Origin of the sequence: Pseudomonas prosekii (assembly GCF_900105155.1) — a bacterium.
Taxonomy (GTDB): Bacteria; Pseudomonadota; Gammaproteobacteria; order Pseudomonadales; family Pseudomonadaceae; genus Aquipseudomonas; species Aquipseudomonas prosekii.
Window position 1 is genome coordinate 1,212,455 of sequence record NZ_LT629762.1, and the last position, 23,524, is coordinate 1,235,978.

Annotated in this window: 23 protein-coding genes and 1 pseudogene; 10 read left to right on the top strand and 14 right to left on the bottom strand. The window is 60.0% G+C overall.

All coding sequences use genetic code 11. The features are described from left to right. Positions 1 to 27 precede the first annotated feature (27 nt). From BLU01_RS05570 to dapA, 3 genes are read right to left on the bottom strand one after another with little or no spacing between them, the layout of a single operon-like run. Positions 28 to 786, bottom strand: coding sequence for an MBL fold metallo-hydrolase (locus BLU01_RS05570; RefSeq protein WP_092271823.1), 759 nt, complete (start codon positions 784 to 786; stop codon positions 28 to 30). A gap of 4 nt (positions 787 to 790) precedes the next feature. Continuing rightward, complete coding sequence (gene bamC, locus BLU01_RS05575) at positions 791 to 1,906, bottom strand: outer membrane protein assembly factor BamC (protein WP_092271826.1); 1,116 nt, start codon at positions 1,904 to 1,906, stop codon at positions 791 to 793. A 17-nt stretch (positions 1,907 to 1,923) separates the two neighbouring features. Next, positions 1,924 to 2,802 (bottom strand): 4-hydroxy-tetrahydrodipicolinate synthase, encoded by an 879-nt coding sequence (dapA, locus tag BLU01_RS05580; protein WP_092271829.1) that lies wholly within the window; start codon positions 2,800 to 2,802, stop codon positions 1,924 to 1,926. Positions 2,803 to 3,130: 328 nt separating this feature from the next. Here dapA and BLU01_RS05590 point away from each other — a divergent pair, with 328 nt between their 5' ends. Continuing rightward, entirely contained in the window at positions 3,131 to 3,691 is a 561-nt protein-coding gene (locus BLU01_RS05590; RefSeq protein ID WP_017336973.1) for a glycine cleavage system protein R, read from the top strand. 10 nt (positions 3,692 to 3,701) lie between these two features. Further along, positions 3,702 to 4,175 (top strand): peroxiredoxin, encoded by a 474-nt coding sequence (locus BLU01_RS05595; RefSeq protein ID WP_092271836.1) that lies wholly within the window; start codon positions 3,702 to 3,704, stop codon positions 4,173 to 4,175. Between the two features lie 131 nt (positions 4,176 to 4,306). Here BLU01_RS05595 and BLU01_RS05600 read toward each other — a convergent pair whose 3' ends face one another. Further along, positions 4,307 to 5,377 (bottom strand): AI-2E family transporter, encoded by a 1,071-nt coding sequence (locus BLU01_RS05600; RefSeq protein WP_092271839.1) that lies wholly within the window; start codon positions 5,375 to 5,377, stop codon positions 4,307 to 4,309. Between the two features lie 30 nt (positions 5,378 to 5,407). Then, complete coding sequence (locus tag BLU01_RS05605; protein ID WP_092271844.1) at positions 5,408 to 5,647, bottom strand: sulfurtransferase TusA family protein; 240 nt, start codon at positions 5,645 to 5,647, stop codon at positions 5,408 to 5,410. 98 nt (positions 5,648 to 5,745) lie between these two features. On the opposite strand from BLU01_RS05605, the gene BLU01_RS05610 reads away from it, so the two are divergent. Then, positions 5,746 to 7,179, top strand: a complete 1,434-nt coding sequence (locus BLU01_RS05610; RefSeq protein WP_092271847.1) for a M48 family metalloprotease — start codon at positions 5,746 to 5,748, stop codon at positions 7,177 to 7,179. A gap of 109 nt (positions 7,180 to 7,288) precedes the next feature. Here BLU01_RS05610 and BLU01_RS05615 read toward each other — a convergent pair whose 3' ends face one another. From BLU01_RS05615 to rpoE, 4 genes are all read right to left on the bottom strand, one after another. Then, positions 7,289 to 8,713, bottom strand: coding sequence for a DegQ family serine endoprotease (locus BLU01_RS05615; RefSeq protein WP_092271850.1), 1,425 nt, complete (start codon positions 8,711 to 8,713; stop codon positions 7,289 to 7,291). 246 nt (positions 8,714 to 8,959) lie between these two features. Next, positions 8,960 to 9,919, bottom strand: coding sequence for a MucB/RseB C-terminal domain-containing protein (locus BLU01_RS05620; protein ID WP_092271853.1), 960 nt, complete (start codon positions 9,917 to 9,919; stop codon positions 8,960 to 8,962). Between the two features lie 8 nt (positions 9,920 to 9,927). Continuing rightward, a complete protein-coding gene (locus BLU01_RS05625) occupies positions 9,928 to 10,515 on the bottom strand; it encodes a sigma-E factor negative regulatory protein (protein ID WP_092271856.1) in 588 nt (195 codons plus the stop codon). 30 nt (positions 10,516 to 10,545) lie between these two features. Further along, positions 10,546 to 11,127 (bottom strand): RNA polymerase sigma factor RpoE, encoded by a 582-nt coding sequence (gene rpoE, locus BLU01_RS05630; RefSeq protein ID WP_007944079.1) that lies wholly within the window; start codon positions 11,125 to 11,127, stop codon positions 10,546 to 10,548. Between the two features lie 558 nt (positions 11,128 to 11,685). Here rpoE and nadB point away from each other — a divergent pair. Then, entirely contained in the window at positions 11,686 to 13,302 is a 1,617-nt protein-coding gene (gene nadB / locus BLU01_RS05635; RefSeq protein WP_092271860.1) for an L-aspartate oxidase, read from the top strand. Here the strand turns inward: nadB and BLU01_RS05640 are convergent. Together BLU01_RS05640 and BLU01_RS05645 are read right to left on the bottom strand one after the other, a co-directional pair. Continuing rightward, positions 13,271 to 13,723 carry a protein YgfX gene (locus BLU01_RS05640; RefSeq protein WP_092271863.1) on the bottom strand — a complete coding sequence of 151 codons (453 nt, stop codon included), beginning with the start codon at positions 13,721 to 13,723 and terminating at the stop codon, positions 13,271 to 13,273. The genes nadB and BLU01_RS05640 overlap by 32 nt on opposite strands. Next, entirely contained in the window at positions 13,707 to 13,961 is a 255-nt protein-coding gene (locus BLU01_RS05645) for an FAD assembly factor SdhE (RefSeq protein ID WP_007944081.1), read from the bottom strand. Before BLU01_RS05645 ends, BLU01_RS05640 begins: the two co-directional genes overlap by 17 nt. A gap of 148 nt (positions 13,962 to 14,109) precedes the next feature. Between BLU01_RS05645 and ygfZ the strand changes: the two genes are divergently transcribed. Further along, entirely contained in the window at positions 14,110 to 15,051 is a 942-nt protein-coding gene (gene ygfZ / locus BLU01_RS05650) for a CAF17-like 4Fe-4S cluster assembly/insertion protein YgfZ (protein ID WP_092271866.1), read from the top strand. Positions 15,052 to 15,087: 36 nt separating this feature from the next. After that, on the top strand, positions 15,088 to 15,909 hold the full coding sequence (locus BLU01_RS05655; protein WP_092271869.1) for an HDOD domain-containing protein: 822 nt from the start codon (positions 15,088 to 15,090) through the stop codon (positions 15,907 to 15,909). 206 nt (positions 15,910 to 16,115) lie between these two features. On the opposite strand, the gene BLU01_RS05660 is transcribed toward BLU01_RS05655, so the two are convergent. Beyond that, entirely contained in the window at positions 16,116 to 17,504 is a 1,389-nt protein-coding gene (locus tag BLU01_RS05660; RefSeq protein WP_092271872.1) for a sensor histidine kinase, read from the bottom strand. Beyond that, complete coding sequence (locus tag BLU01_RS05665; RefSeq protein WP_092271875.1) at positions 17,497 to 18,168, bottom strand: response regulator; 672 nt, start codon at positions 18,166 to 18,168, stop codon at positions 17,497 to 17,499. Before BLU01_RS05665 ends, BLU01_RS05660 begins: the two co-directional genes overlap by 8 nt. Before the next feature lie 437 nt (positions 18,169 to 18,605). Between BLU01_RS05665 and BLU01_RS05670 the strand changes: the two genes are divergently transcribed. From BLU01_RS05670 to BLU01_RS05685, 4 genes and pseudogenes are all read left to right on the top strand, one after another. After that, positions 18,606 to 19,583: a Bug family tripartite tricarboxylate transporter substrate binding protein gene (locus tag BLU01_RS05670; RefSeq protein WP_092271878.1), complete on the top strand. Its 978-nt coding sequence runs from the start codon at positions 18,606 to 18,608 to the stop codon at positions 19,581 to 19,583. A gap of 58 nt (positions 19,584 to 19,641) precedes the next feature. Then, positions 19,642 to 20,100, top strand: a complete 459-nt coding sequence (locus tag BLU01_RS05675) for a tripartite tricarboxylate transporter TctB family protein (RefSeq protein WP_092271882.1) — start codon at positions 19,642 to 19,644, stop codon at positions 20,098 to 20,100. A 1-nt stretch (position 20,101) separates the two neighbouring features. Then, positions 20,102 to 21,614, top strand: a pseudogene (locus tag BLU01_RS05680) (tripartite tricarboxylate transporter permease). Beyond that, positions 21,607 to 22,644 carry an AbrB family transcriptional regulator gene (locus BLU01_RS05685; protein WP_092271885.1) on the top strand — a complete coding sequence of 346 codons (1,038 nt, stop codon included), beginning with the start codon at positions 21,607 to 21,609 and terminating at the stop codon, positions 22,642 to 22,644. Before BLU01_RS05680 ends, BLU01_RS05685 begins: the two are co-directional and overlap by 8 nt. Before the next feature lie 87 nt (positions 22,645 to 22,731). Here BLU01_RS05685 and ung read toward each other — a convergent pair whose 3' ends face one another. Beyond that, complete coding sequence (ung, locus tag BLU01_RS05690; RefSeq protein WP_092281477.1) at positions 22,732 to 23,424, bottom strand: uracil-DNA glycosylase; 693 nt, start codon at positions 23,422 to 23,424, stop codon at positions 22,732 to 22,734. Positions 23,425 to 23,524 lie beyond the last annotated feature (100 nt).

Here is a 23,524-nt window from a genome sequence, read left to right on the forward strand (position 1 = left end):
ATGGGCTCCGCTTGCTAAGTAGGTGGGCTAGGCGATGTGTCGCCAGTCGAGCCCTGAATCTTGATCGGCCAATTGCAGCCAGTCCGGGTCGCACCCGAGGGTGTCGACAAAACATTGCCGGGCCAGCTGCGGCAGGTTGTTCTTGCTGCTCAGATGGGCCAGGACCAGATGTTGCAGGCCTTGCCAGCCCAACTCGGCCACCAGGAATGCCGCCTGATGGTTGTTCAAATGCCCAAATTCACCGCCCACCCGCTGCTTCAGAAAGTAGGGGTAGTGACCGCGAGCCAGCATGTCACGGCAATGGTTGGACTCGATCATCAATGCGTCGAGGTCCCGATAGCCGTCCAGCACTTTGTTGCAGTACGAACCCAGGTCAGTCAGCAGGCCGAAGCGCCGCTCACCGTCGTTGAACACGTATTGCGTCGGTTCCTGGGCATCGTGGGCCACGGCAATGACTTCGATATTCAGGTCGCCGACTTGCAGTTGCTCGCCGCCGGCCAGGAAGCCTGCGGGTTCAATCGGTTTGCGCATCCCGCGCAGGGTGCCGCGACTGAGGTAGACCGGCAGATTGTAACGCCGAGACAGTAAACCCACGCCATGCACGTGGTCGGCATGTTCGTGGGTTACGAGTATCGCGCTCAACTGCGCCGGGTTCACACCCAGGCGCAGCAGGCGTTTTTCGGTTTCCCGCAGGGAGAAACCACAATCCACCAGCACATACGTGTCAGCGCTGGCTATCAGCGTGCCGTTCCCTTGGCTACCGCTGCCGAGAACGGCAAAACGCATGTGATCAGCCCAAGTTGTCCTGAATCACGCTCAACACTTTGCGCGCCACATCGGCAGGCGCAACGGTGTTGATGTTTTTCTCGACGGTGACCTGGACGTTTTCGCCAACCTTGCTCAGGCGAACCTGATAACGCTCGGCACGCGCTTCAACTTCTTCCTTGGTCGGCTCGCTGCCGAACAGGCCGCTGAGGAAACCAGGCTTGTCGTCTTTCTTCTCGGCTTTTTCCGAGAGGTTGATGTAGTACAGGCCCAAGCTGCGGTTGATGTCTTCAACGCGCCATTCGCCCTGTTCCAGCGCACGACCGACGCTCGACCAGGCGCGATCCAGGTCTGGACCGACGTTCAGGATCGGGTTGCCGCTGCCGTCTTCGCTGAGGCTGACGCGATTTGGCGTTTCGAAATCACGCGAGGCCAGCATCGACACCGAACCGCCCTTCTCGGAGGTACGGCTCATGCTTGCGAGCATGTCGTCGACCAGTGCGGCGTCGAGGGCGGTGTTGACCGAGCGGTTGGTGAAATCGACGTCGGCAGTGCTGCCAGCCGGGCGCTGGGCGCTGACTACGTAGATTTCACTGGTGTTGCGCTGCACGCCTGGCTCGATGCGGACCCGCACGCGGGTTTCGCTGTCGGCACTGACGCCGGCCGAGCTCAGGCGCTTGGCCATCGCTGCGGACAGTTCGTCGGAGTGCTGCCAGGTGGTGGTGAATTCGCCGGTTTGCGGGCGCTGTTCGTCCAGACGGAAACCGTTGTCCTGGAAGAATTGCACGGCCACTGGCCACGCTTCAGCCGGTGGGTGTTGGCCCATGACCCAGCTCGAATCGCCGCTTTTTTGCAGGGTGTAATCGCTGGCGTCGGCAACCGCGGACAGCGGTTGTGGACGCGGCACGATATATTCGCCTGTCGCAGTGTCGTCAGCCACGTTGCGCGGGATCGGCAACAGCGGATCCAGACGTTTTGCGGTGCTGACATCCGGTGGCAATTGCATCGGTGCAGTCTGTTGCGCTTCCAGGTAATCGCTACCACGGTCACGGAAGTAACCTTCCGGGCCCCAGACCCATCCGCAGCCACTGGTGCTGGAGATAATCAAGGCAAGTGCGGAAAGTCCGGCCATTCGCTTCATGCGTTGTACTTCCTCAATTAAACCAGGACGCCGGACTGGCGCAGGGCCTGCCGCAGCGGTTCGTGACAGGCAGCGCTGAGCCAGGTGAGCGGCAGACGGATACCGTCCGGCATCAAGCCCATTTCATGCAAAGCCCATTTCACGGGAATAGGGTTGGATTCGATAAACAGGGTTTTGTTGAGCGGCATCAACTTCTCGTGGATCGCCCGAGCGGTTGCGGCATCGCCCTTGAGCGCGGCGTTGCACAGGTCAGCCATTTCACGCGGGGCGACGTTGGCGGTCACCGAGATGTTGCCTTTGCCGCCCAGCAGGATCAGCTCGACAGCCGTGGCGTCATCGCCCGACAGCACCAGGAAGTCTTCGCTGACGCCGGCGATGATCGCTTTCGCGCGTTCGAGGTCGCCAGTCGCTTCTTTCACGCCGATGATGTTTTTCACGGTCGACAGACGGATAACAGTGTCGGCCAGCATGTCGCACGCGGTGCGGCCAGGCACGTTATAGAGGATCTGCGGAATATCGACGGCTTCGGCGATGGTCTTGAAGTGCTGGTACAAGCCTTCCTGGGTCGGCTTGTTGTAATAAGGTGTGACCAGCAGGCAGGCGTCGGCGCCGGCGCTCTTGGCATTGGTGGTCAGCTCGATGGCTTCGCGCGTCGAGTTCGCACCGGTACCGGCGATGACCGGGATGCGCCCTGCAACCTGCTTGACCACGTAGCGAATCACTTCGATGTGCTCGTTCACGTCTAGCGTGGCCGATTCACCTGTCGTGCCGACCGCCACAATGGCGTGGGTGCCGTTTTGCAGGTGAAAGTCCACCAGTTTGCTCAGGCTGTCCCAGTCGAGACGACCTTGTGCATCCATGGGTGTGACCAGTGCCACCATACTGCCCGCAATCATGCAACCGCTCCTGCCGGAAAAAGAGAGCCGTAATGGTACTGGCGCCAAGATGCTTGTACAAGCGAAGTACTGCGCTGCTGCCATTCCCCTTGGCGCTGCTTTTCGCTACCCTTCAGACTTTGATCGGTACTGATAAGCTCGTACGCCGGGTTCCAGCCTCCATTTTCGGCATCACAAGCCCCGATCCAGCGTTGCCACCCCTCGCTCCTGCCGCTCTGGAGCACGTTGCAACCTTCGGCCCGGGTTTTCTGAATTCGTCTGCGCAGGGTCGCCCCCGGTAACAAAAGCCTGTCGAAGTATCGACCGCTCATCGCTTTAGGAATGCTGCATGTCCACCCCCACAGTTCGCGAACAATTCCTTGTCATCAGTGCCCTCGGCGCCAACCCCATGGAGCTGACTAACGTCCTGTGCCGCGCCAGCCATGAAAACCGCTGCGCCGTGGTCACTTCTCGCCTGACGCGTCATGGCGAGTGCAGTGCCCTGATCCTCGAGATCTCCGGCAGCTGGGACGCCCTGGCCCGCCTCGAAGGCAGCCTGCCGACCCTCGCCAAAAAGCATGCGTTCACGGTCAACGTGGTGCGCAGCGCGGCGCTGGAGAATCGTCCACAGGCCCTGCCTTACGTCGCTTATGTCAGCTCGGCTTACCGCTCGGACATCATCAACGAGTTGTGCCAGTTCTTCATGGACCACAACGTCGAGCTGGAAAACCTGACGTGCGACACGTATCAGGCACCGCAAACCGGCGGCACCATGCTCAACGCGACGTTTACCGTGACGTTGCCGGCCGGCGTGCAAATCAGCTGGCTGCGCGATCAGTTCCTGGATTTCGCCGACGCGCTGAACCTGGACGCCCTGATCGAACCGTGGCGCCCACAGAACCCAATGTAAGGAAGCTTTAATGGCCGTTGCTATCGACCAACCGGTTACCGACTTCGAAGCACCCGCCACCAGCGGGCAGACCGTCAGCCTCGCGAGCCTTAAAGGCAAGCAAGTGGTGATTTACTTCTATCCGAAGGACAGCACGCCGGGCTGCACGACTCAGGGCCAGGGCTTTCGCGATCAGTTGCAGGCGTTCAAAGCCGCCAACACCGAAGTCTTCGGCGTGTCGCGCGACAGCCTGAAATCCCATGAGAATTTCAAAGCCAAGCAGGCGTTCACCTTCGAGCTGATCAGCGACAAGGAAGAAGCGCTCTGCCAGTTGTTCGACGTGATCAAGTTGAAAAAGCTGTATGGCAAGGAATACATGGGCGTTGATCGCAGCACTTTCCTGATCGACAAGAACGGTGTGCTGCGTCAGGAATGGCGCGGCGTGAAAGTGCCGGGGCATGTTGATGCGGTGTTGGCGGCGGCCGAGGCGCTGAACAAGGCCTGATTTTATTGGCGCCTGTTGCGACGCCTTCGCGGGCAAGCCTCGCTCCTACAGACTGCGCCGTTCGCCAGATCGGGAACGGCGCAGTCTGTAGGAGCGAGGCTTGCCCGCGAAGAGGCCCTCAAGACAAACGCTTAAAGCAGCGGCGCCACCACCGCTTCCTTGCGCGGCCACGCATCCAGCACAGCCTTGAACAACGTCGCCAGCGGGATCGCGAAGAACACGCCCCAGAACCCCCACAGCCCGCCAAACAGCAACACCGCGCAGATGATTGCGACCGGGTGCAGATTGACCGCCTCGGAGAACAGCAGCGGCACCAGCACGTTACCGTCCAGCGTCTGGATAATCCCGTAGACGGCCATCAGGTAGATGAACTGATCACTCCAGCCCCACTGGAACAACGCGATCAACAGCACTGGCACGGTCACCACCACCGCGCCGACATAAGGCACGACCACCGAAACACCCACCAGCAACGCCAGCAGCGCCGCGTAGTTGAGCCCCAGCACCACAAATCCGATGTAGGTCACGCCACCGCAGATGAAAATCTCGATGACTTTGCCGCGAATGTAATTGGCGATTTGCCGGTTCATCTCATGCGCGACACGGGTGATCAACGCCCGTTCGCGCGGCAAGTAGCCGAGAACCCAGCGCCCGATCATTTCCCGATCCTTGAGAAAAAAGAACACCAGAATCGGCACCAGCACCAGATAGATCATGATGTTGACCAGCAGCGGCAGGCTCGACAGCGAGAACGTCAGCGCCCACTGGCCAAACTTGCCGATCTCGCCACGAGCCACTTCAATCGCCTGCAAGACTTGCTCGTCGGAGACCAAATGCGGATAGCGCTCGGGCAGCAATAAAAGCAGCGATTGCCACTTGGCGAGCATGCCGGGCAATTCGTTGAACAGCGTGATCAGTTGATGCCATAGCAGCGGCACGACCACGATGATGAATACCAGCAACAACCCCATGAACAACGCGAAGACCAGCCCAACCGCGACGCCGCCGGGCACGCGCCAGCGTTCGAGAACCACCACCAGCCCCTGCATCAGGTACGCCAGCACCATCCCCGCCAGCACCGGCGCGAGCATGCCGCCCAAGGTGAGCACGGCGGTGAACCCCAGAATCAGCAACACCGCCAGTACTACGGCTTCTTCGTCGGAGAAGTAGCGCTGAATCCAGTCGCGTAACACTTTGAACATAAATAATCCTTAATCACAAACTCTGCGGTTTCAGGCTTTTTTCAGCCAGTAGCGGTAAACACCCGCCTCGTCTTCTTCGCGCAGCAGCGCATGCCCGGCCAGTTTCGCGAACGTACGAAAATCGCGCTGCGAGCCGGCGTCCGTGGCGATCACCTTGAGCACCGCGCCGCTGGGCATGCGATTGAGCTCCAGTTTGGCTTTGAGCAATGGCAACGGACAATTCAGGCCACTGGCGTCCAGTTCAACGTCATGGGCTACCGCTTCGATCATTGCATCACTCCGGGTCTGTTGGCTGAGCGGCCTAGAATATCTGGTCCGAAGCCCGGTGTCCGGCTACAGTAAGGTCTTTGTCGACTAAGGCTTTGTGCATGACTTTTCTGCGCCCTACCCTGCTGACGCTCGCCTGCCTGCTCGCCTCACCAGGCTTCGCCGACGACCTGCCGTCACTCGGTGACGCCAGTTCTGCCATCGTCTCGCCCCAGCAGGAATACCAATTGGGCCGCGCGTGGCTGGCGATGTTGCGCAGCCAGGTATCGCAACTCAACGACCCGCAGCTCAAGGATTACGTCGAATCCAGCGTCTACAAACTGGTGGAAACCAGCCAGGTTTCTGACCGGCGCCTGGAGTTCATCCTGATCAACAGCCCGCAGCTCAACGCCTTCGCTGCGCCGGGCGGGATTATCGGGGTCAACGGCGGGCTGTTCCTCAATGCTCAGACTGAAGGCGAATACGCCTCGGTACTGGCCCACGAATTGGCGCACTTGTCGCAACGCCACTTCGCCCGTGGCGTTGAAGCCTCGCAACGCATGCAAGTGCCGATGATGGCGGCCCTGCTCGCCGGGATCGTGATTGCCGCTGCCGGCGCCGGTGATGCCGGGATTGCCGCCATTGCCGGCACCCAGGCTGCGGCGATTCAGGAACAACGGCGCTTCTCGCGGCAGAACGAACAGGAAGCCGACCGTATCGGCATTCTCAATCTGGTGAAGGCCGGTTACGACCCGCGCTCGATGCCGAACATGTTTGAACGCTTGATGCGGCAATATCGCTTCGACGCCAAGCCGCCGGAATTCCTCCTGACTCACCCGGTTACCGAATCGCGGATCGCCGACACGCGCAACCGCGCCGAGCAGGCCAAGGTCGGCGGCGTCGAGGACAGCATGCGTTATCAGCTGATTCGCGCGCGCGTGCAGTTGGTTTATGAAGAAACCCCGGGACTGGGCGCGAAACGCTTCCGTGCTCAGCTCGATGAAAATCCGAAAAATGACGTTGCGCGCTACGGCTTGGCCATCGCTCAGATCAAGGGCGGCCAGTTGAACGAGGCCCGGGAGAATCTCCAGCAATTGCTGGCCAAGTCGCCGAACGAGATTATCTACAACCTGGCGCAGGTCGATCTCGACATCACCAATAATCGCCTTGCGGATGCGCAGTCGCGAGTTGATCGGTTGCTCACGCAATTCCCCGGCAACTATCCACTGAATCAGGTGCGCGTCGACCTGCTGCTCAAGCAAAACCGCAACGTCGACGCGGAGAAAGCGCTGGAGAATTTGCTCAAGTCGCGTCCGGACGATCCGGATGTCTGGTACATGGTCGCGGAAACTCGCGGGCTTTCGGGCAACATCATTGGCCTGCATCAGGCTCGCGCCGAATACTTTGCGCTGGTCGGCGATTATCGTCAGGCGATCCAGCAATTGGACTTCGCCAAACGCAAGGCCGGCGGCAACTTCCCGCTGTCCTCGCGCATCGACGCGCGGCAACGCGAGTTGATGGATCAGGAACGGATGATCAAGGACATGATGGGTTAACCCTCACCAGGCGCAGAAAACCCGGACACAAAAAAACCGCCTCTTTCGAGGCGGTTTTTTATTCAGCCAGCTATTCAGCCAACCCTTTCAACTTTTTCAAACAACCGGCTTACTCAGCCAGTTTGAAGGTGATGAAGCTCGCGCGATTTTGACGCAGGACCCGCATCGACACCGAGCGGTTCTTCGGCAGAGCCTTGGCAATCTCGGCAAATTCCTTGCTGTCGCTGATCGCCTGATTGTTCAGATGCGTGATCACATCATTAGGCTGCAAGCCGATCAGCGATGCTGGTCCGTCCTGGACTTCCTTGATCACCACACCACCCTTGAGGTCGTAGGTTTTCTTCTGCTCGGCGGTCAGGTCGGCAACGGCAACACCGAGGCGATTGCTGTTGGTTTCAACGCCGGAGCTGAGCTTGGAATCCAGCTCTTTGCCTTCGTCCGGGATGGTCCCGACGATCAGCTCGACATTCTTGCGTTTGCCTTCGCGGATCACTTCAAGGTTGGCTTTCGCGCCAGCCTTCAACGCGCCGACCAAGTGTGGCAAGTCTGCGGACATGATGATCGGTTGCCCGTTCATGCTCAGGATCACGTCGCCCACTTGCAGGCCACCTTTGGCAGCCGGGCCGTCGTCCTGAATCTGTGCAACCAGCGCGCCGGCCGGTTTCTCCAGACCGAACGATTCAGCCAGGTCCTTGTTCACTTCCTGAATGACCACGCCCAACCAGCCACGGCTGACCTTGCCACCGCTTTTCAGTTGATTGGAAACGTCCATCGCGACATCGATCGGGATCGCAAACGACACGCCCATGAAGCCACCGGAGCGGGTGTAGATCTGCGAGTTGATGCCGACCACTTCGCCGTTCAAGTTGAACAGTGGACCGCCGGAGTTGCCCGGGTTGATCGGCACGTCGGTCTGGATGAACGGCACGTAGTTTTCGTTCGGCAGGCTGCGACCGATAGCGCTGACGATGCCTTGGGTCACGGTGTGGTCAAAGCCGAACGGCGAACCGATGGCGACAACCCACTGGCCGGCCTTCAAGTCCTGCGACTTGCCAAGCTTGAGCACTGGGAGGTCTTTGCCTTCGATTTTCAGCAGCGCCACGTCGGAGCGCGGGTCGGTGCCGATCAGCTTGGCTTTCAACTCACTGCGGTCAGCCAGACGAACGAGAATCTCGTCGGCATCGGCGATCACGTGGTTGTTGGTGAGGATGTAACCGTCAGGCGAAATAATGAATCCGGAACCCAGCGACTGCGCTTCACGCTGACGATCGCCCCGCGGCGAGCGAGGTTGCGGCATGCCGCGTTCGAAGAATTCGCGCAACGCTGGCGGCAGGCCTTCAAGGTCCGGCATCTGGCCGGAGGCTTTGCGATCAGGCAATTTTTGCGTGGTGCTGATGTTCACCACTGCCGGCGAAGCCTGTTCGACCAGTTGCGTAAAGTCGGGCAAGTCAGCCGCCTGGGCAGGGACAGCCTGACCGAGCACAAGCACGGTGGCAAAAATGGAAAGGTAAGTTTTCAAGCGTGGTATCGACATACGGCTCCCGTTACGACGAGCATGGTTAAGCGATATGGAGCAAGGAACACCGGGAACGATACGCCGGTATTTTTGTTCCGGGAACAACAAACAAGGCCAGGGCCGAGAGGCACTGACCTATAGAAAATTTTGGGGGATTTTGCAACTTGAAATACTCACCAAACATTTCGACATCTCGATGATGTGAGGGTCATTGCTGACCTCTCGCAGTATCAAACGGTCGATCAATGAGCATCAAGGTTCAGCTCACTGCTTGGCTGTTGAAGCGCTATTACGCATGGACAGCGCAATACGTTCGGCGGTACCGATCGGGATCTCGCCAACCACGGTGACCATGATCTCGCCCTGCGGTGTCGTCAGACGCCGGGACACTGCCACGGTTGGGCCGAGCTGAGTTCGGGTATCGGTCACAGTCGCGCCGTTCAATGGCTCAAGGAATACCGAGAAACGTGCCAGGCCATCGTCGTACATCAGACTGCTGACTTGAGTTTTGGTCTCGGGATCTTTGCGCGTGGAGCTGCTGCTGAGTTCGAAACCCGCTGGCAGCCAATCGGAACGCCAGACTTCCGCGGTTTTCTGCGCCGAAGCCTTGTCCGTACTGATTGCGATGGCCTTGCAGTCAGGACCTGGTTTCAAGTCGTTGTCAGAAGGAACATCAGCCGTATCCAGCTGGGTGAACTGGAAACGCTCAAGCAACTGTCCCTTGTCGTTCAACAGCAACGACTTCAGGGGCAAGCCCGTTTCTTTATCCAGGTGTAATTCGAAACCGTAACGATGCTGGTCGCGCGGTTTCAGTGAAACAATCACCGCCGCACGCCCAGCCACACGCGACTTGCCGATCACGGCAAGTTCGTACCAATTCTTTAACTTTTGTGGATCGAGTGCACGAGCGCCCGCACTGGCAGATCCCCCCAGCCCCGCGATCAGGGTGCCCCTGACGCATTGAGTATGTCCATCAACGCGCACGACTTCCTGTGCCGAGCCGTCGAGCTGAAGCAAACGCTCGCGGACCTTGCCATCCTGGACGCGATGCCAGATGTTGTGGGTAGAGAAACTACCGTTACGCTCGTAAACAAAAGTGCCGTTAAAGCTTTGCTGTTGCTCGGCCTGACCCAGGCGTGTCAACCAGTCCTGGGCTTCGTCGGCGTGGGCTGGAACAACGAACCAGCCACCGAGCAGAAGCGAAAGTAGAGGTATGGCGCGCATGATCCTCCTTAACGACTTTCCAGACTTGCTGCGCGAGCGTACGGCAGAGCGCTCTCAGTACCTTTCAGTGCAGCTTCTTGTGCGTGCTGGCGCAAGTAGCTTGGCAGACGCTGATCGTGCCAGCCTGGCTGACCTTGCAACACACCATTAGCCATCGGGCCAGTGGTTTCCGAACTTTCGCTATAACCGGCCAAAACAGCTGGACCTTTGACCTGTGGAACGGCCAGAGAAGGCTGATTGGACTGCTGAGCCAGTTCGACCCCAGCGATTTCGTCTTGGTTGTACAGACGAACACCTGCCAGTACAGCAACAGTTACCGAAGCGGCAACGGCCAGACGACCCAGGCTGCGCCATGGACCGCGAGTTACTTTTGCCGGGACGGTTTCGTCTTCCAGCGCAGCAGAGACTGCCGCAGCAATGTCCAGACGTGGAAGCAGCAAATCCTTGTGCATGACTGCCCGAGCGATCTGGTAACGAGCCCAGGTTTCACGGGTTTCAACGTCGTCAAAGGCATTCAATACCCGACGCAATTCCAGTTCGTCCGCTTCGTTATCCATCACTGCGGACAGCGATTCCTGCAGGGCTTCACGACTCATGGCGTTCCTCTCTTGGCTGTCGCCGCTGTCTCAGTTTTCCTGCAACAATGGCTGCAGGGCTTTATCGATGGCTTCCCGAGCGCGGAAAATCCGAGAGCGCACGGTACCCACCGGACATTGCATGACTGCCGCAATGTCCTCGTAACTCAGACCATCGAATTCACGTAAAGTTAAAGCCGTACGCAAATCTTCTGGAAGTTGCTGGATGGTTCGATGGACGGTGCCTTCGATCTCATCCCGCAGCAATGCGCGTTCTGGCGACTCGAGATCCTTGAGGCCATGATCGCCGTCGTAGAACTCTGCATCTTCGGAACTGACATCGCTATCCGGCGGCCGGCGGCCGCGTGAAACCAGATAGTTTTTCGCCGTGTTAATGGCGATGCGGTAAAGCCACGTATAAAACGCGCTGTCTCCGCGAAAGTTACCAAGTGCACGGTAAGCCTTGATAAAGGCTTCTTGTGCGACATCCTGGGCTTCATGGGTGTCGTGCACAAAACGCACGATCAACCCGAGAATTTTGTGCTGGTATTTCAGCACTAGCAGATCGAAAGCTCGCTTGTCTCCGCGTTGGACGCGCTCAACCAGCTGCTGATCCTCTTCCTGGGTTAGCATGAACACTCCTCGATAAGCTCGAAGGAGGCTTGCATAACTAAACGACCAGACTTGCAAACATAGACTCGGGCTTTTCGCAAAAGTTCTCCCCCTTCAAGCAAGTTTCCTGCGGGCTCTGATTTGGCACGCACGAAAAGCGCAGCTCGGGATAACCCGGCTGCGCGAATAATCTTGTCATCGGATTCGCCGGCGAGGACCAAATTGCAAGTCCCGCTTCGAAGCCGACACTGTCCCTTGATTCAGGCAACCAGCTATTGATCTTGGGCCTTTGGCAAAAGTTCCAAATATTTATAGCTGCGTTAACCCGGCATTGTGCAACCGTGCAGCGAAAACGACTGTTAAATCCACGATACAGTCACCCTGTCGCCGAACCGGCGAAAAAACCATCCGACGAAGCGTCCGGTCTTCGGCTCCACAGTAGTCTCACAATGCCATGTAGGCCCGGCTATTGTGCCGCGCGCCCCCTCTATATACTAGTGGGCTGTGTGGCTGCCTGACATGCCGGTCAAAGTGTCTTGCGCCAACCCCGACCCGGGTCGCTTTTAGCGGAATCATGAAATGAGCCAACAGTTCCAACATGATGTTCTGGTGATTGGCAGCGGCGCTGCCGGTTTAAGCCTTGCGCTGACCTTGCCCGGTCACTTGCGCATCGCCGTACTGAGCAAAGGCGACCTCGCCAACGGCTCGACTTTCTGGGCTCAGGGCGGTGTTGCCGCGGTCCTGGATGACACCGACACCGTGCAATCGCATGTCGAAGACACGCTGAATGCCGGCGGCGGCCTGTGCCATGAAGACGCCGTGCGTTTCACCGTCGAGCACAGCAAAGAAGCGATCCAGTGGCTGATCGACCAAGGCGTGCCGTTCACCCGCGATGAACAATCGGGTACTGAAGACGGCGGATTTGAATTTCACCTGACGCGCGAGGGCGGCCACAGCCATCGGCGCATCATCCACGCCGCCGATGCCACCGGCGCAGCCATCTTCAGAACCTTGCTCGATCAAGCAAAACAACGCCCGAACATCGAGCTGCTGGAACAACGCGTCGCCGTCGACCTGATCACCGAAAAACGCTTGGGCCTGGAAGGCGATCGCTGCCTCGGCGCCTACGTGCTCAATCGAGCCAGCGGCGAAGTCGACACTTACGGCGCACGTTTCGTGATCCTCGCTTCCGGCGGCGCCGCCAAGGTCTACCTCTACACCAGTAACCCCGACGGCGCGTGCGGCGACGGCATTGCCATGGCGTGGCGTTCGGGCTGCCGGGTGGCGAACCTGGAATTCAATCAGTTTCACCCCACTTGCCTGTATCACCCGCAAGCCAAGAGTTTCCTGATCACCGAGGCCCTGCGTGGCGAAGGCGCGCATTTGAAGCTGCCGAATGGCGAACGCTTCATGCAGCGCTTTGACCCGCGCGCCGAACTGGCCCCGCGCGACATCGTCGCCCGCGCCATCGACCATGAAATGAAGCGCCTGGGCATCGATTGCGTTTATCTGGACATCAGCCACAAACCCGAAGCGTTCATCAAGACTCACTTCCCGACTGTTTATGAGCGCTGCCTCGAATTTTCCATCGACATCACCAAACAACCGATTCCGGTGGTGCCGGCGGCGCATTACACCTGTGGTGGCGTGATGGTCGATCAACAGGGCCGCACCGACGTGCCGGGCCTGTACGCGATTGGCGAAACCAGTTTCACCGGCCTGCACGGCGCCAACCGCATGGCCAGCAACTCACTGCTGGAGTGTTTCGTGTACGCGCGTTCGGCGGCGGCGGACATTCTTCGACAGTTGCCACAAGTGTCGATTCCGATTGCCCTGCCCGTCTGGGATGCGAGCCAGGTCACCGATTCCGATGAAGACGTGATCATCGCGCACAACTGGGATGAGCTGCGGCGGTTCATGTGGGACTACGTCGGCATCGTGCGCACCAACAAGCGCCTGCAGCGGGCGCAGCACCGGGTGCGGTTGTTGCTGGATGAGATCGACGAGTTCTACAGCAACTATAAAGTCAGCCGCGATCTGATCGAGTTGCGCAACCTGGCCCAAGTCGCCGAATTGATGATCCAGTCGGCGATGGAGCGCAAGGAAAGTCGCGGCTTGCATTACACGCTGGATTACCCGGACATGTTGCCTGAAGCGCTGGACACTATTCTGGTGCCGCCCACCTACGTCGACTGAACGTCAGCCGTACCCGCAGGCGTCGGTGCATATCCGCCGTCTGCGAGTCGCGCGGCACGCAAATCGTCCTGACCCGCCGCTCGCCGCGCAAACGAAAGCGCAGCACCACGATCAGCGGTAACGCCAGGCTGTCCGGCCGCAGCTGCACCGGTTGCCAGCCTTGCGCCTGATTCCATAACTGCCAGCCGTCGGCATCGCGGCGCAAGCCACGGAATGCCTGGGGATGGGTCAACAGAATCTGTCGCGGCAACTGGCGAAACCCGTGCGCCAGGCACAGCAATACGCCGAGCAGACTCGCCCACGCAGGTATGGAAAGAAAAAATAATGCGCCCAGCGCGAACAGCTGGGCCAAACCGTACGCCGCCAGCAGTTGCCCGGAGGCATGCCAGCGGCATTCGAAGGTATTACTTGGGCTGGACACGGTCTAGGATCATGCGAACCATGCGCTGAAGCTCCGGATCTTCCGATTCGGCACGTTCCATGAACCAGCCGAACATGTCCTGATCTTCGCATTCGAGCAGCTTGCGGTAGCAATCGCGGTCGACATCATTGAGGTGCGGGTAAACCTCTTTCACGAACGGCACCAGCAACACGTCAAGCTCAAGCATGCCGCGGCGGCTGTGCCAGTAGAGGCGATTCAGTTCAACATCTTCGACCATGGAGCGCTCCTCAAATAGGCGGCAAGTATACAGGCCAAAGCCTGAGCGAACAGTCGGCTTTGGTCGGGCCTGCCGAGCTTTTGTAAACTACCCATTTCCAGGGCGCACCCTTATGATGTCCCCCAGACTCTTTACCCTGCGATGACTCATGGCCGATTCTGCTTTTTTCTGCACCCTGTCACACGAAGGCGTTCTCGCGGTCCGCGGCGCGGATGCCGGCAAATTCCTGCAAGGCCAACTGACTTGCAACATTAATTACCTCAGCGACAACCTATCCAGCCTCGGTGCCCGTTGCACCCAGAAGGGCCGGATGCAATCGAGTTTCCGCATTCTGCTGGAAAGCGACGGCGTGCTGCTGGCCATGGCCACCGAGCTGCTGGAGCCGCAACTGGCGGACCTGAAAAAATACGCAGTGTTCTCCAAGTCCAAGCTGACTGACGAAAGCGCCGCTTGGGTGCGTTTCGGCCTCGACCACGGCGATGCTGCGTTGAGCAGCCTGGGTCTTGAGTTGCCGGCCGACACCGACAGCGTCGTGCGTAACGACGGCCTGATCGCCATTCGTGTATCGCCGCAGCGCGCCGAGTTGTGGGTCGCCGCCGATCAAGCGTCGAGCATCAAAGGCAAGCTTTGCGCGTTGCTGACCGAAGGCGAGCTGAATCAGTGGCTGCTTGGGCAGATTCGCGCAGGCATTGGCCAAGTGATGCCGAGCACTCGCGAGCTGTTCATCCCGCAAATGCTCAACCTGCAAGCCGTCGGCGGCGTCAGTTTCAAGAAAGGCTGCTACACCGGCCAGGAAATCGTCGCGCGCATGCAATACCTCGGCAAACTCAAGCGTCGTCTGTACCGCTTGCAGCTGGAGGGCAGCGAATTGCCCGAGCCCGGCACGCAACTGTTTGCGCCGACCCACAACAGTTCAATCGGTGAGGTGGTGATCGCTGCTCGCGGCGAAGAAAACATTGAACTCCTGGCCGTGCTGCAAGCCGAAGCAGCAGAGTCGGGTGATATCCATCTGGCAGCGCTGGAAGGCCCTGCCCTGCACCTGCTTGACCTGCCCTACACACTGGACCGCGACAAAGAAATCCAGCGCTGACAGCAGCACTTTCTTGCAAGACCCTAGAGAACATCAATGAGCGAGCTGGCGGATAAGGTCCAACGGGATTTGGTTGCGGCCATCGACAACGATGACCTGGTGCTGCCGACATTACCGGAAGTGGCCATGCAGATTCGCAAGGCTGCTGAAGATCCGGAGATCAGTGTCAGCACCCTGAGCAAAGTCATCGGTCGCGATACCGCGCTGTCGGCGCGTTTGATCAAAGTGGTCAACAGCCCGCTGCTGCGGGCGACTCAGGAAGTTAACGACCTGCACACCGCCATCACCCGGCTCGGCGTGAATTACAGCAGCAACCTGGCCATCGGTCTGGTGATGGAGCAGATCTTCAACGCCAATTCCGAGGTGGTGGAGCAGAAAATGCGCGATGTCTGGCTCAAGAGCCTGGAAATCGCCGGGGTCAGCTATGCGCTGTGCCGCCGCTACACCCAACTCAAACCGGATCAGGCAGCGCTCGGCGGGCTGGTGCACCAGATCGGCGTTTTGCCGATTCTGACGTATGCCGAAGAACACAATGAGCTGCTGTCGGACCCGATCAGCCTCAACCACGTCATCGACCGCATTCATCCGCTGGTCGGCGACAAGCTGTTGAGTGTCTGGGAGTTTCCGGAAATGCTCGCGAAGTTGCCGGGGCAATACCTGGATTTCACCCGTGAATCCAAGCGCGTCGATTATGTCGATCTGGTGCAGGTGGCCTGTTTGTATTGCTACAAAGGCACCAACCATCCGTTGGCGGCAATTGATGCGTTCAGCGTGCCGGCGTTCAAGAAACTGAAGATCAATCCCGACAACGAAGCGATGTGCCAAGAGCTTGAAGAGTCGCGGTTGATGTTTTTGTAAAGAGCTTCGCGGGCAAGCCTCGCTCCTACAGGAATCACGCCGTCCCTGTAGGAGCGAGGCTTGCTGTGGCGAGGGGGCTTGCCCCCGTCCGGCTGCGCAGCAGTCGCAAATCCGCTGAACGCGGTAGAACCGAGCTATTGAGTGCAGGGATTTGGGGCTGCTTCGCATCCCAACGGGGGCAAGCCCCCTCGCCACAGGTTTGATGTTTACTCCCCGGGAATAAAACTCACCCGAACCTTCAACCCCGCCACCTCGCCGTCGTGCAGGCTGATCTGCGCCAGGTGCGCGCGGCAGATTTCGCCGACAATCGCCAGCCCCAGACCGGATCCTGCGATCTGCTGATTGCGCCGATAAAAGCGCTCGAACACCCGATCACGTTCCTCCAGCGGAATCCCCGGCCCGTCATCCTCGACCTCCAGCACCGCCGGCGCCGTCACTCGCAGAATTACATTGCCGCCCGACGGCGTGTGCGCCAAGGCGTTGTCCACCAGATTGCTCAGCAGTTCATTCAGCAACGTCGGTTCGCCGCGCAGCCACACCGGCTCGTCCGCCTCCAAGGCCAGCGCGACGCCACGCGCGTGCGCCAGCGGCGCCATGGCCATGCCCAGTTCCCGCGCCAGTTGGCTCAAGTCGAGCAACTGCGCGCCGCCCTCGGCAATCGCTCGCGCGCCATTTTCGACGCGCGCCAGCGACAGCAACTGATTGGCCAGATGAGTCAGGCTTTCCGTGCCTTGCGCAGCCGTTTCCAGGGTGCTGCGCCAGGTTTGCGCGTCGGTGGCGCGCAAGCCCAATTCCAGGCGTGCCTTGAGCGCCGCCAGCGGGGTGCGCAGTTCATGCGCGGCATCGGCGATGAACTGCGCCTGGCGCTCGAACTGCCCGCGCAGGCGCTCGGTAAAGTGATTGAGCGCGCGCACCAGTGGCCACAGTTCGTGCTGCACTTCGACCAGCGGCAACGGGCGCAAGTCGTCCGACTGACGCTCTTCCACCGCCGTGCGTAACCGCTCCAGCGGTCGCAACGCCGCGCTCACCGCAAACCACACCAGCAGTAACGCGCCGACCGCCAACATACCGAGTCGCAGCAAGGTATCTGCCGCCAGACTGCGCGCCATGCTGACCCGCGCTTCGTCGGTTTCGGCGACACGAATTTCCGCCATGCCATTCATGTTTGGCTCGCTCACCGGTTTGAGCAGGCTGACCACGCGCACGTTCTGCCCCTGATATTTGGCGTTGTAGAAGCGCGCCAGCGCCGGATAGTCATCGGTACGCGGCGTGCCGGGCGGCGGTGGCGGCAGGTTTTCGTAACCGGAGATGAGGTTTTGGTGGATGTCATTCACCAGGTAAAAAATCCGCCCGGCGCTGTCGTAAGCGAAGGTGTCGAGGGCGACGTAGGGCACGTCGGCGCTGAGCGTCCCGTCGCGCTGTGAAACCCCGGCGGCGATGGTCCGCGCCGACGCCAGCAAGGTTCGGTCGTACGCGGTGTCGGCGGCTTCGCGACCGTTCCAGTAAGCGCTCAAGCCACTGGCCAACATCAACACCACCAGCAGCGACGCGAGGTTCCACAGCAACCGCCAGCGCAGGCTGCTGGGCTTATGCATCGCGGCTTTCCAGCAAATAACCGAGACCGCGGAAAGTCACGATCGCCACCGGTTGGCCATCGAGTTTCTTGCGCAGGCGGTGGACGTAGATTTCGATCGCATCGGGGCTCGCCTCTTCATCCAGACCGAACACCTGCGAGGCCAGTTGCTCCTTGCTCATGACCCGACCCGGACGGGCGATCAGCGCTTCAAGCACGGCCTGCTCGCGCGAGGTCAAGGTCAGCAATTCTTCGCCGAGGGTGAAACGCCGGGTGTCGAGGTCATACGCCAGCACGCCGCAGGTCTGCTGGCGCTCGCCGCCCAACACGCTGCGGCGCAACAGGGCTTTGACCCGGGCTTCGAGCTCAGTCAGTTCGAACGGCTTGGCCAGATAATCGTCGGCGCCGAGGTTCAAGCCGTGCACGCGGTCCTTGACGTCGCTGCGCGCGGTCAGCATCAACACCGGCAGAGTCTTCCCGCGAGCGCGCAACCGCGCCAACACCTCGAAACCATCCATACGCGGCAGGCCGACGTCGAGAATCGCCACCGCGTATTCCTCGCTGCTCAACGCAAGGTCGGCCGCCACGCCGTCGTGCAACACATCAACGGTCAAACCAGTGCTCTTGAGCGCCTGAGCGACACTTTCGGCGAGCTGCAGATGGTCTTCGACGAGCAGGACACGCATGGCTTTTTTTCCTCGTTCAGGGATGGTCGACGCCATTCTTTGGCGCGGAGTTTACCGCCGCTTGCGCCGCTGTGAAGCCCGAAAACATTGAAAGCTCGCTGAAAGGTTAGTGAAAGGTTCGACCGTTACAGTCGGCGACGGACGGTTTCGATTGCAAGCCATCCTTCGTGGTTTGAAATCCAGTTCTCGCAAAAATAGCTCTCGCAAACGTAGCGCCCCGCAAATGTAGCTCCCGAAAAACGCCTTGATGCGTTTTCGCCAATAAGAACAATAACGAGGTACTGCACCATGCTGTCCACACAGCCCCGGATTCGCCCATCCCAAGCCTTTACCCCTTCTCTTTCGTTTACGCTTGCCAGCGCTTCTGCCGGCTGCGTGACGCGAAACCGCCGCACCTGAAACATCCCCAAAAACAACAACTCCTCTGGAGACAAAAAATGAATCGATCACTGCGCCGTTTCGCCCTCGCCGCCAGTTGCATGCTCTTCGCCGGCCAATTGATGGCCGAGCCAAAACGCCCGGAATGCATCGCCCCGGCCTCCCCCGGCGGTGGTTTCGACCTGACCTGCAAACTGGTGCAAAGCGCGCTGGTGAACGAAAAACTCCTGAGCAAACCGATGCGCGTGACCTACATGCCCGGCGGTGTCGGCGCGGTGGCGTACAACGCGGTGGTCGCGCAGCGCCCGGCCGATGCCGGCACGCTGGTGGCGTGGTCCAGCGGTTCGCTGCTGAACCTGGCACAAGGCAAGTTCGGCCGTTTCGATGAAAACGCCGTGCGCTGGCTGGCGGCGGTCGGCACCAGCTACGGCGCCATCGCAGTGAAGAGCGATTCGCCTTACAAGACGCTGGACGATCTCGTTCAGGCGCTGAAGAAAGATCCGAGCAAAGTGGTAATCGGTTCCGGCGGCACCGTCGGCAGCCAGGACTGGATGCAAACCGCGCTGATCGCCAAGGCTGCCGGGATCAACCCGCGCGACCTGCGTTACGTCGCCCTCGAAGGTGGCGGCGAAATCGCCACCGCGCTGCTCGGCGGCCACATCCAGGTCGGCAGCACCGACATCTCCGACTCCATGCCGCACATCCAGAGCGGCGACATGCGCTTGCTCGCGGTGTTCTCCGACAAGCGTCTGGACGAGCCGGAAATGAAAGACATCCCGACCGCCAAAGAGCAAGGCTACGACATCGTCTGGCCGGTGGTGCGCGGCTTCTACCTTGGGCCGAAGGTCAGCGACGAAGACTACGCGTGGTGGAAAGATGCCTTCGACAAGCTGCTGGCGTCCGAAGATTTCGCCAAGTTGCGCGATCAGCGTGAACTGTTCCCGTTCGCCATGACCGGCCAGGAACTGGACACCTACGTGAAGAAGCAAGTCGCGGACTACAAAGTGCTGGCCAAAGAGTTCGGCCTGATCCAGTGATCGCCTCTGTCTAGCGGCGGCGGCCCCGGTTCTCGGGGGCGCGGCCCAGGAGTTTTGCATGCTCTTACAACGCATTTTTGCTGCGGTGCTGCTGGCGGCTTGCGCCGGTCTGGCGCTGATGGCGTGGCCGTATCAAGCGGCTTTCTCCTACGAACCTGTAGGACCCCGGGCGTTTCCACTGTTGATGCTGGGCCTGATGGGCCTCGGTCTGCTCTACATGCTGTTTCGCCCAACCCCAATCGTGCACAGCGATGACGACCCGCAACTCGACCGCCAGACCCTGAACAAAATCGGCATCTGCATCGTGCTGCTGCTGATCTTCGCCGGGTTGTTCGAACCTTTGGGTTTCATCCTCAGCAGCGTCTTGATCGGTATCCCGATGGCGCGCCTGTACGGCGGGCGCTGGCTGCCCAGCATCGTCGTCACCACGCTGATGGGCGTTGGCCTCTACTTGCTGTTCGACAAGTTGATGGACGTGCCGCTGCCCCTCGGGCTGCTCGACGTTCTGGAGAACTGATATGGATACGTTTGGCTATTTGGGCCAGGGTTTCGGCGTCGCGCTGAGCCCGTACAACCTGGTAACCGCGCTGTGCGGCACGCTGATCGGCACCGTCGTCGGCCTGTTGCCGGGCCTGGGACCGATCAACGGCGTGGCGTTGCTGATCCCGATTGCGTTCGCGTTGGGTTTGCCGCCGGAATCGGCGTTGATCCTGTTGGCGGCGGTGTACCTGGGCTGCGAATACGGCGGGCGGATCAGCTCGATTCTGCTCAACATTCCCGGCGAAGCATCGACCGTCATGACCACCCTCGACGGTTACCCGATGGCCCGCAAAGGCTTGGCCGGCGTGGCGTTGTCGCTGTCGGCGTGGAGCTCGTTCATCGGCGCGTTTATTGCGACCTGCGGCATGGTGCTGTTCGCCCCGCTGCTGGCGAAATGGGCGATAGCTTTCGGCCCGGCGGAATACTTTGTGTTGATGGTGTTCGCGATTGTCTGCCTCGGCGGCATGGCCGGGGATCGACCGCTGAAGACCTTTATTGCGGCGCTGATCGGGCTGTTTCTGTCGACCGTCGGCATCGATGCCAACAGCGGCGTTTACCGTTTTACCGGCGACAACATCCATTTGACCGACGGCATTCAGTTCGTCGTGCTGGTGTTGGGGCTGTTCTCGATCAGCGAAATTCTGTTGCTGCTGGAAAACCCACCGCGGCCAGGAAGCGGTCAAAGCCACCGGGCGCATGATGTTCAACTTCAAGGAAGCGTCTTCGGTGTTCGTGGTGAACATCCGTTGCGGCTTGCTCGGGTTCATCATGGGCGTGTTGCCGGGTGCCGGCGCGACCCTCGCCAGCGCCGTCGCGTACATGACCGAAAAGCGCATCGCCGGGGCCAAAGGCACGTTCGGCCAAGGTGACATGCGCGGCCTCGCCGCACCGGAAACCGCAATCGGCGCTTCGGCCTGCGGTGCATTGGTGCCGATGCTGACCCTCGGCGTGCCGGGTTCGGGCACCACGGCGGTAATGATCGGCGCGCTGTCGCTGTACAACATCACGCCCGGCCCGCTGCTGTTTCAGCAACAACCGGACATCGTCTGGGGCCTGATTGCGTCGCTGTTCATCGCCAACATCATGCTGGTGATCCTCAACATTCCGATGATCCGTATCTTCACCCGCATCCTCGCCGTGCCGAACTGGGCGCTGGTGCCGGTGATCGCGATCATTACCGGGATCGGCGTGTACGCGGTGCACGCGACCACGTTCGACCTGTTCCTGATGGTCGGCATCGGCATCTTCGGTTACATCCTGCGCAAACTGGACTTCCCGTTGTCGCCGGTTTTGCTCGGCTTCATCCTCGGCGGTCTGATGGAGCAGAACCTGCGTCGTGCGCTGTCGATTTCCAACGGTGCGCTGGAAATCCTCTGGTCGAGCCCGATCACCTTCGGCGTCTGGGTGCTGACCGCGCTGATGCTGCTGATGCCGATGGTGCGGATCTGGCGCAAACGTTCGGTCGCGCGGCGCGCCCTCGCCGATGTCTGATCGACCCTTCAAAACCTGGTGGGGAACACCGCTGGTCGGTCTGCTCGGCGGTTACCTCGCCAGCCAGATCGGCTGGCCGTTGCCGTGGATGGTCGGCTCGTTGCTGGCGATTATCCTCGTGCGCTGCCTGACGCCGTGGCAATTGGCGGAAATCCCTGGCGGACGCAAGTGCGGCCAGTGGATCGTCGGCATCGGCATCGGCCTGCACTTCACCCCCGTGGTGATGGAGCAGGTGTTGAGCCACTTCGGTCTGATTTTCTTCGGCGCGTTGGTCACCAGCCTGTCCAGCGTGGTCGGGGTCTGGTTGATGCGGCGTACCGGCGAGGACCGCGCCACGGCGTTTTTTTCCAGCATGCCCGGCGGCTCCGGCGAGATGGTCAACCTCGGCGCGCGCAACGGCGCGGTGCTCAGCCGGGTCGCGGCGGGGCAAAGTTTGCGGGTGTTGGTGGTGGTGTTGTGTGTGCCGGCAGCGTTCAAATATTTGCTCGGCGACGGCACACCGATCTCCCACGCCGGCACCGTCGATTGGCAATGGCTGGCAATTCTATTCCCGGCGGGCGCACTGCTCGCCTGGGCCTGGCAGCGTTTACGGCAACCCAATCCGTGGCTGTTCGGGCCGTTGCTAGTGAGTGCGGCGGTGAGCATCGGTTGGGATTTGCACATCAGTTTGCCGGACGGCGGCAGCCAGATCGGCCAATGGCTGATCGGCAGCGGCCTGGGTTGTCACTTCAATCGACAGTTTTTCCGGCGCGCGCCGTCGTTTATGGGCCGCACGTTGATCGGCACGGTGTTGACCATGTTGATCGCTACAGCGGCGGCATTGGGATTGAGCGCGTTGACGCACCTGGATTTGCGTTCGCTGACGCTGGGCATGATGCCCGGCGGGATTGCCGAGATGAGCCTGACCGCAGAAACCCTGCAACTCTCGGTGCCGCTGGTGACGGCGATGCAGGTGATGCGATTGCTGTTCGTACTGTTTCTGGCGGAGCCGTTGTTCAGGTATTGGAATCGGTTGCCGGAGTCAGTCTGATAGACCGAGGTGCCTTCTTCGCGGGCAAGCCTCGCTCCTACAGGATCTGTGCAGGACCTGTAGGAGCGAGGCTTGCCCGCGAAGCTTTTAGACCGGCGGCAAGCGCCACTCAATCGGCGTTTCGCCATTCTGCTCGAGAAATTTGTTGGTCCGGCTGAAATGTCCACATCCCAGAAACCCGCGGTACGCCGACAGCGGCGACGGATGCACCGAGGTCAGCACCAAGTGCTTGGTCGCATCGATCAGCTTCTGTTTGCTCTGGGCATGCGCGCCCCACAGCATGAACACCAGATGCGGTTGATGTGCGCTGACCACTTCAATGATCCGATCAGTGAAAAACTGCCAGCCTTTATCCTTGTGCGCGTTGGCGTTGGCGCGCTCGACGGTCATGGTGGTGTTGAGCATCAACACGCCCTGATCGGCCCAACTCTGCAAATAACCGTGGTTCGGGATGTCGATGTTGAGGTCGCGTTTCAACTCTTTATAGATGTTCACCAGCGACGGCGGCGCCGGCACGCCCGGTTGCACCGAAAAACACAAACCATGCGCCTGACCCGGGCCGTGGTAAGGGTCCTGGCCGAGGATCACGACTTTTACCTTGTCCAGCGGCGTCGAGTTGAGCGCGTTGAAAATCATCGGCCCCGGCGGGTAGATCTCCTTGCCCGCCGCGCGTTCCTGTTGCAGGAAAGCGCGCAACTCTGCCATGTAAGGCTGGTCGAACTCAGCACGCAGTGCCTCCTTCCAGCTCGGTTCGAGTTTGATACGGTCGTCAGCAGTCATGGTCATACCCGGCAAAATCAATGGGGCGAACCCTAGGAAAGCTGGGCAGGCTTGTCAATTGATCTGACGCACATCCGGCATTTTCCTGCGCAGCGATCAT

Coding starts and splice junctions, on each gene's coding strand:
- BLU01_RS05570 (WP_092271823.1), bottom strand. CDS start 786: ATGCGTTTTGCCGTTCTCGGCAGCGGTAGCCAAGGGAACGGCACGCTG.
- bamC (WP_092271826.1), bottom strand. CDS start 1,906: ATGAAGCGAATGGCCGGACTTTCCGCACTTGCCTTGATTATCTCCAGC.
- dapA (WP_092271829.1), bottom strand. CDS start 2,802: ATGATTGCGGGCAGTATGGTGGCACTGGTCACACCCATGGATGCACAA.
- BLU01_RS05590 (WP_017336973.1), top strand. CDS start 3,131: ATGTCCACCCCCACAGTTCGCGAACAATTCCTTGTCATCAGTGCCCTC.
- BLU01_RS05595 (WP_092271836.1), top strand. CDS start 3,702: ATGGCCGTTGCTATCGACCAACCGGTTACCGACTTCGAAGCACCCGCC.
- BLU01_RS05600 (WP_092271839.1), bottom strand. CDS start 5,377: ATGTTCAAAGTGTTACGCGACTGGATTCAGCGCTACTTCTCCGACGAA.
- BLU01_RS05605 (WP_092271844.1), bottom strand. CDS start 5,647: ATGATCGAAGCGGTAGCCCATGACGTTGAACTGGACGCCAGTGGCCTG.
- BLU01_RS05610 (WP_092271847.1), top strand. CDS start 5,746: ATGACTTTTCTGCGCCCTACCCTGCTGACGCTCGCCTGCCTGCTCGCC.
- BLU01_RS05615 (WP_092271850.1), bottom strand. CDS start 8,713: ATGTCGATACCACGCTTGAAAACTTACCTTTCCATTTTTGCCACCGTG.
- BLU01_RS05620 (WP_092271853.1), bottom strand. CDS start 9,919: ATGCGCGCCATACCTCTACTTTCGCTTCTGCTCGGTGGCTGGTTCGTT.
- BLU01_RS05625 (WP_092271856.1), bottom strand. CDS start 10,515: ATGAGTCGTGAAGCCCTGCAGGAATCGCTGTCCGCAGTGATGGATAAC.
- rpoE (WP_007944079.1), bottom strand. CDS start 11,127: ATGCTAACCCAGGAAGAGGATCAGCAGCTGGTTGAGCGCGTCCAACGC.
- nadB (WP_092271860.1), top strand. CDS start 11,686: ATGAGCCAACAGTTCCAACATGATGTTCTGGTGATTGGCAGCGGCGCT.
- BLU01_RS05645 (WP_007944081.1), bottom strand. CDS start 13,961: ATGGTCGAAGATGTTGAACTGAATCGCCTCTACTGGCACAGCCGCCGC.
- ygfZ (WP_092271866.1), top strand. CDS start 14,110: ATGGCCGATTCTGCTTTTTTCTGCACCCTGTCACACGAAGGCGTTCTC.
- BLU01_RS05655 (WP_092271869.1), top strand. CDS start 15,088: ATGAGCGAGCTGGCGGATAAGGTCCAACGGGATTTGGTTGCGGCCATC.
- BLU01_RS05660 (WP_092271872.1), bottom strand. CDS start 17,504: ATGCATAAGCCCAGCAGCCTGCGCTGGCGGTTGCTGTGGAACCTCGCG.
- BLU01_RS05665 (WP_092271875.1), bottom strand. CDS start 18,168: ATGCGTGTCCTGCTCGTCGAAGACCATCTGCAGCTCGCCGAAAGTGTC.
- BLU01_RS05670 (WP_092271878.1), top strand. CDS start 18,606: ATGAATCGATCACTGCGCCGTTTCGCCCTCGCCGCCAGTTGCATGCTC.
- BLU01_RS05675 (WP_092271882.1), top strand. CDS start 19,642: ATGCTCTTACAACGCATTTTTGCTGCGGTGCTGCTGGCGGCTTGCGCC.
- BLU01_RS05685 (WP_092271885.1), top strand. CDS start 21,607: ATGTCTGATCGACCCTTCAAAACCTGGTGGGGAACACCGCTGGTCGGT.
- ung (WP_092281477.1), bottom strand. CDS start 23,424: ATGACTGCTGACGACCGTATCAAACTCGAACCGAGCTGGAAGGAGGCA.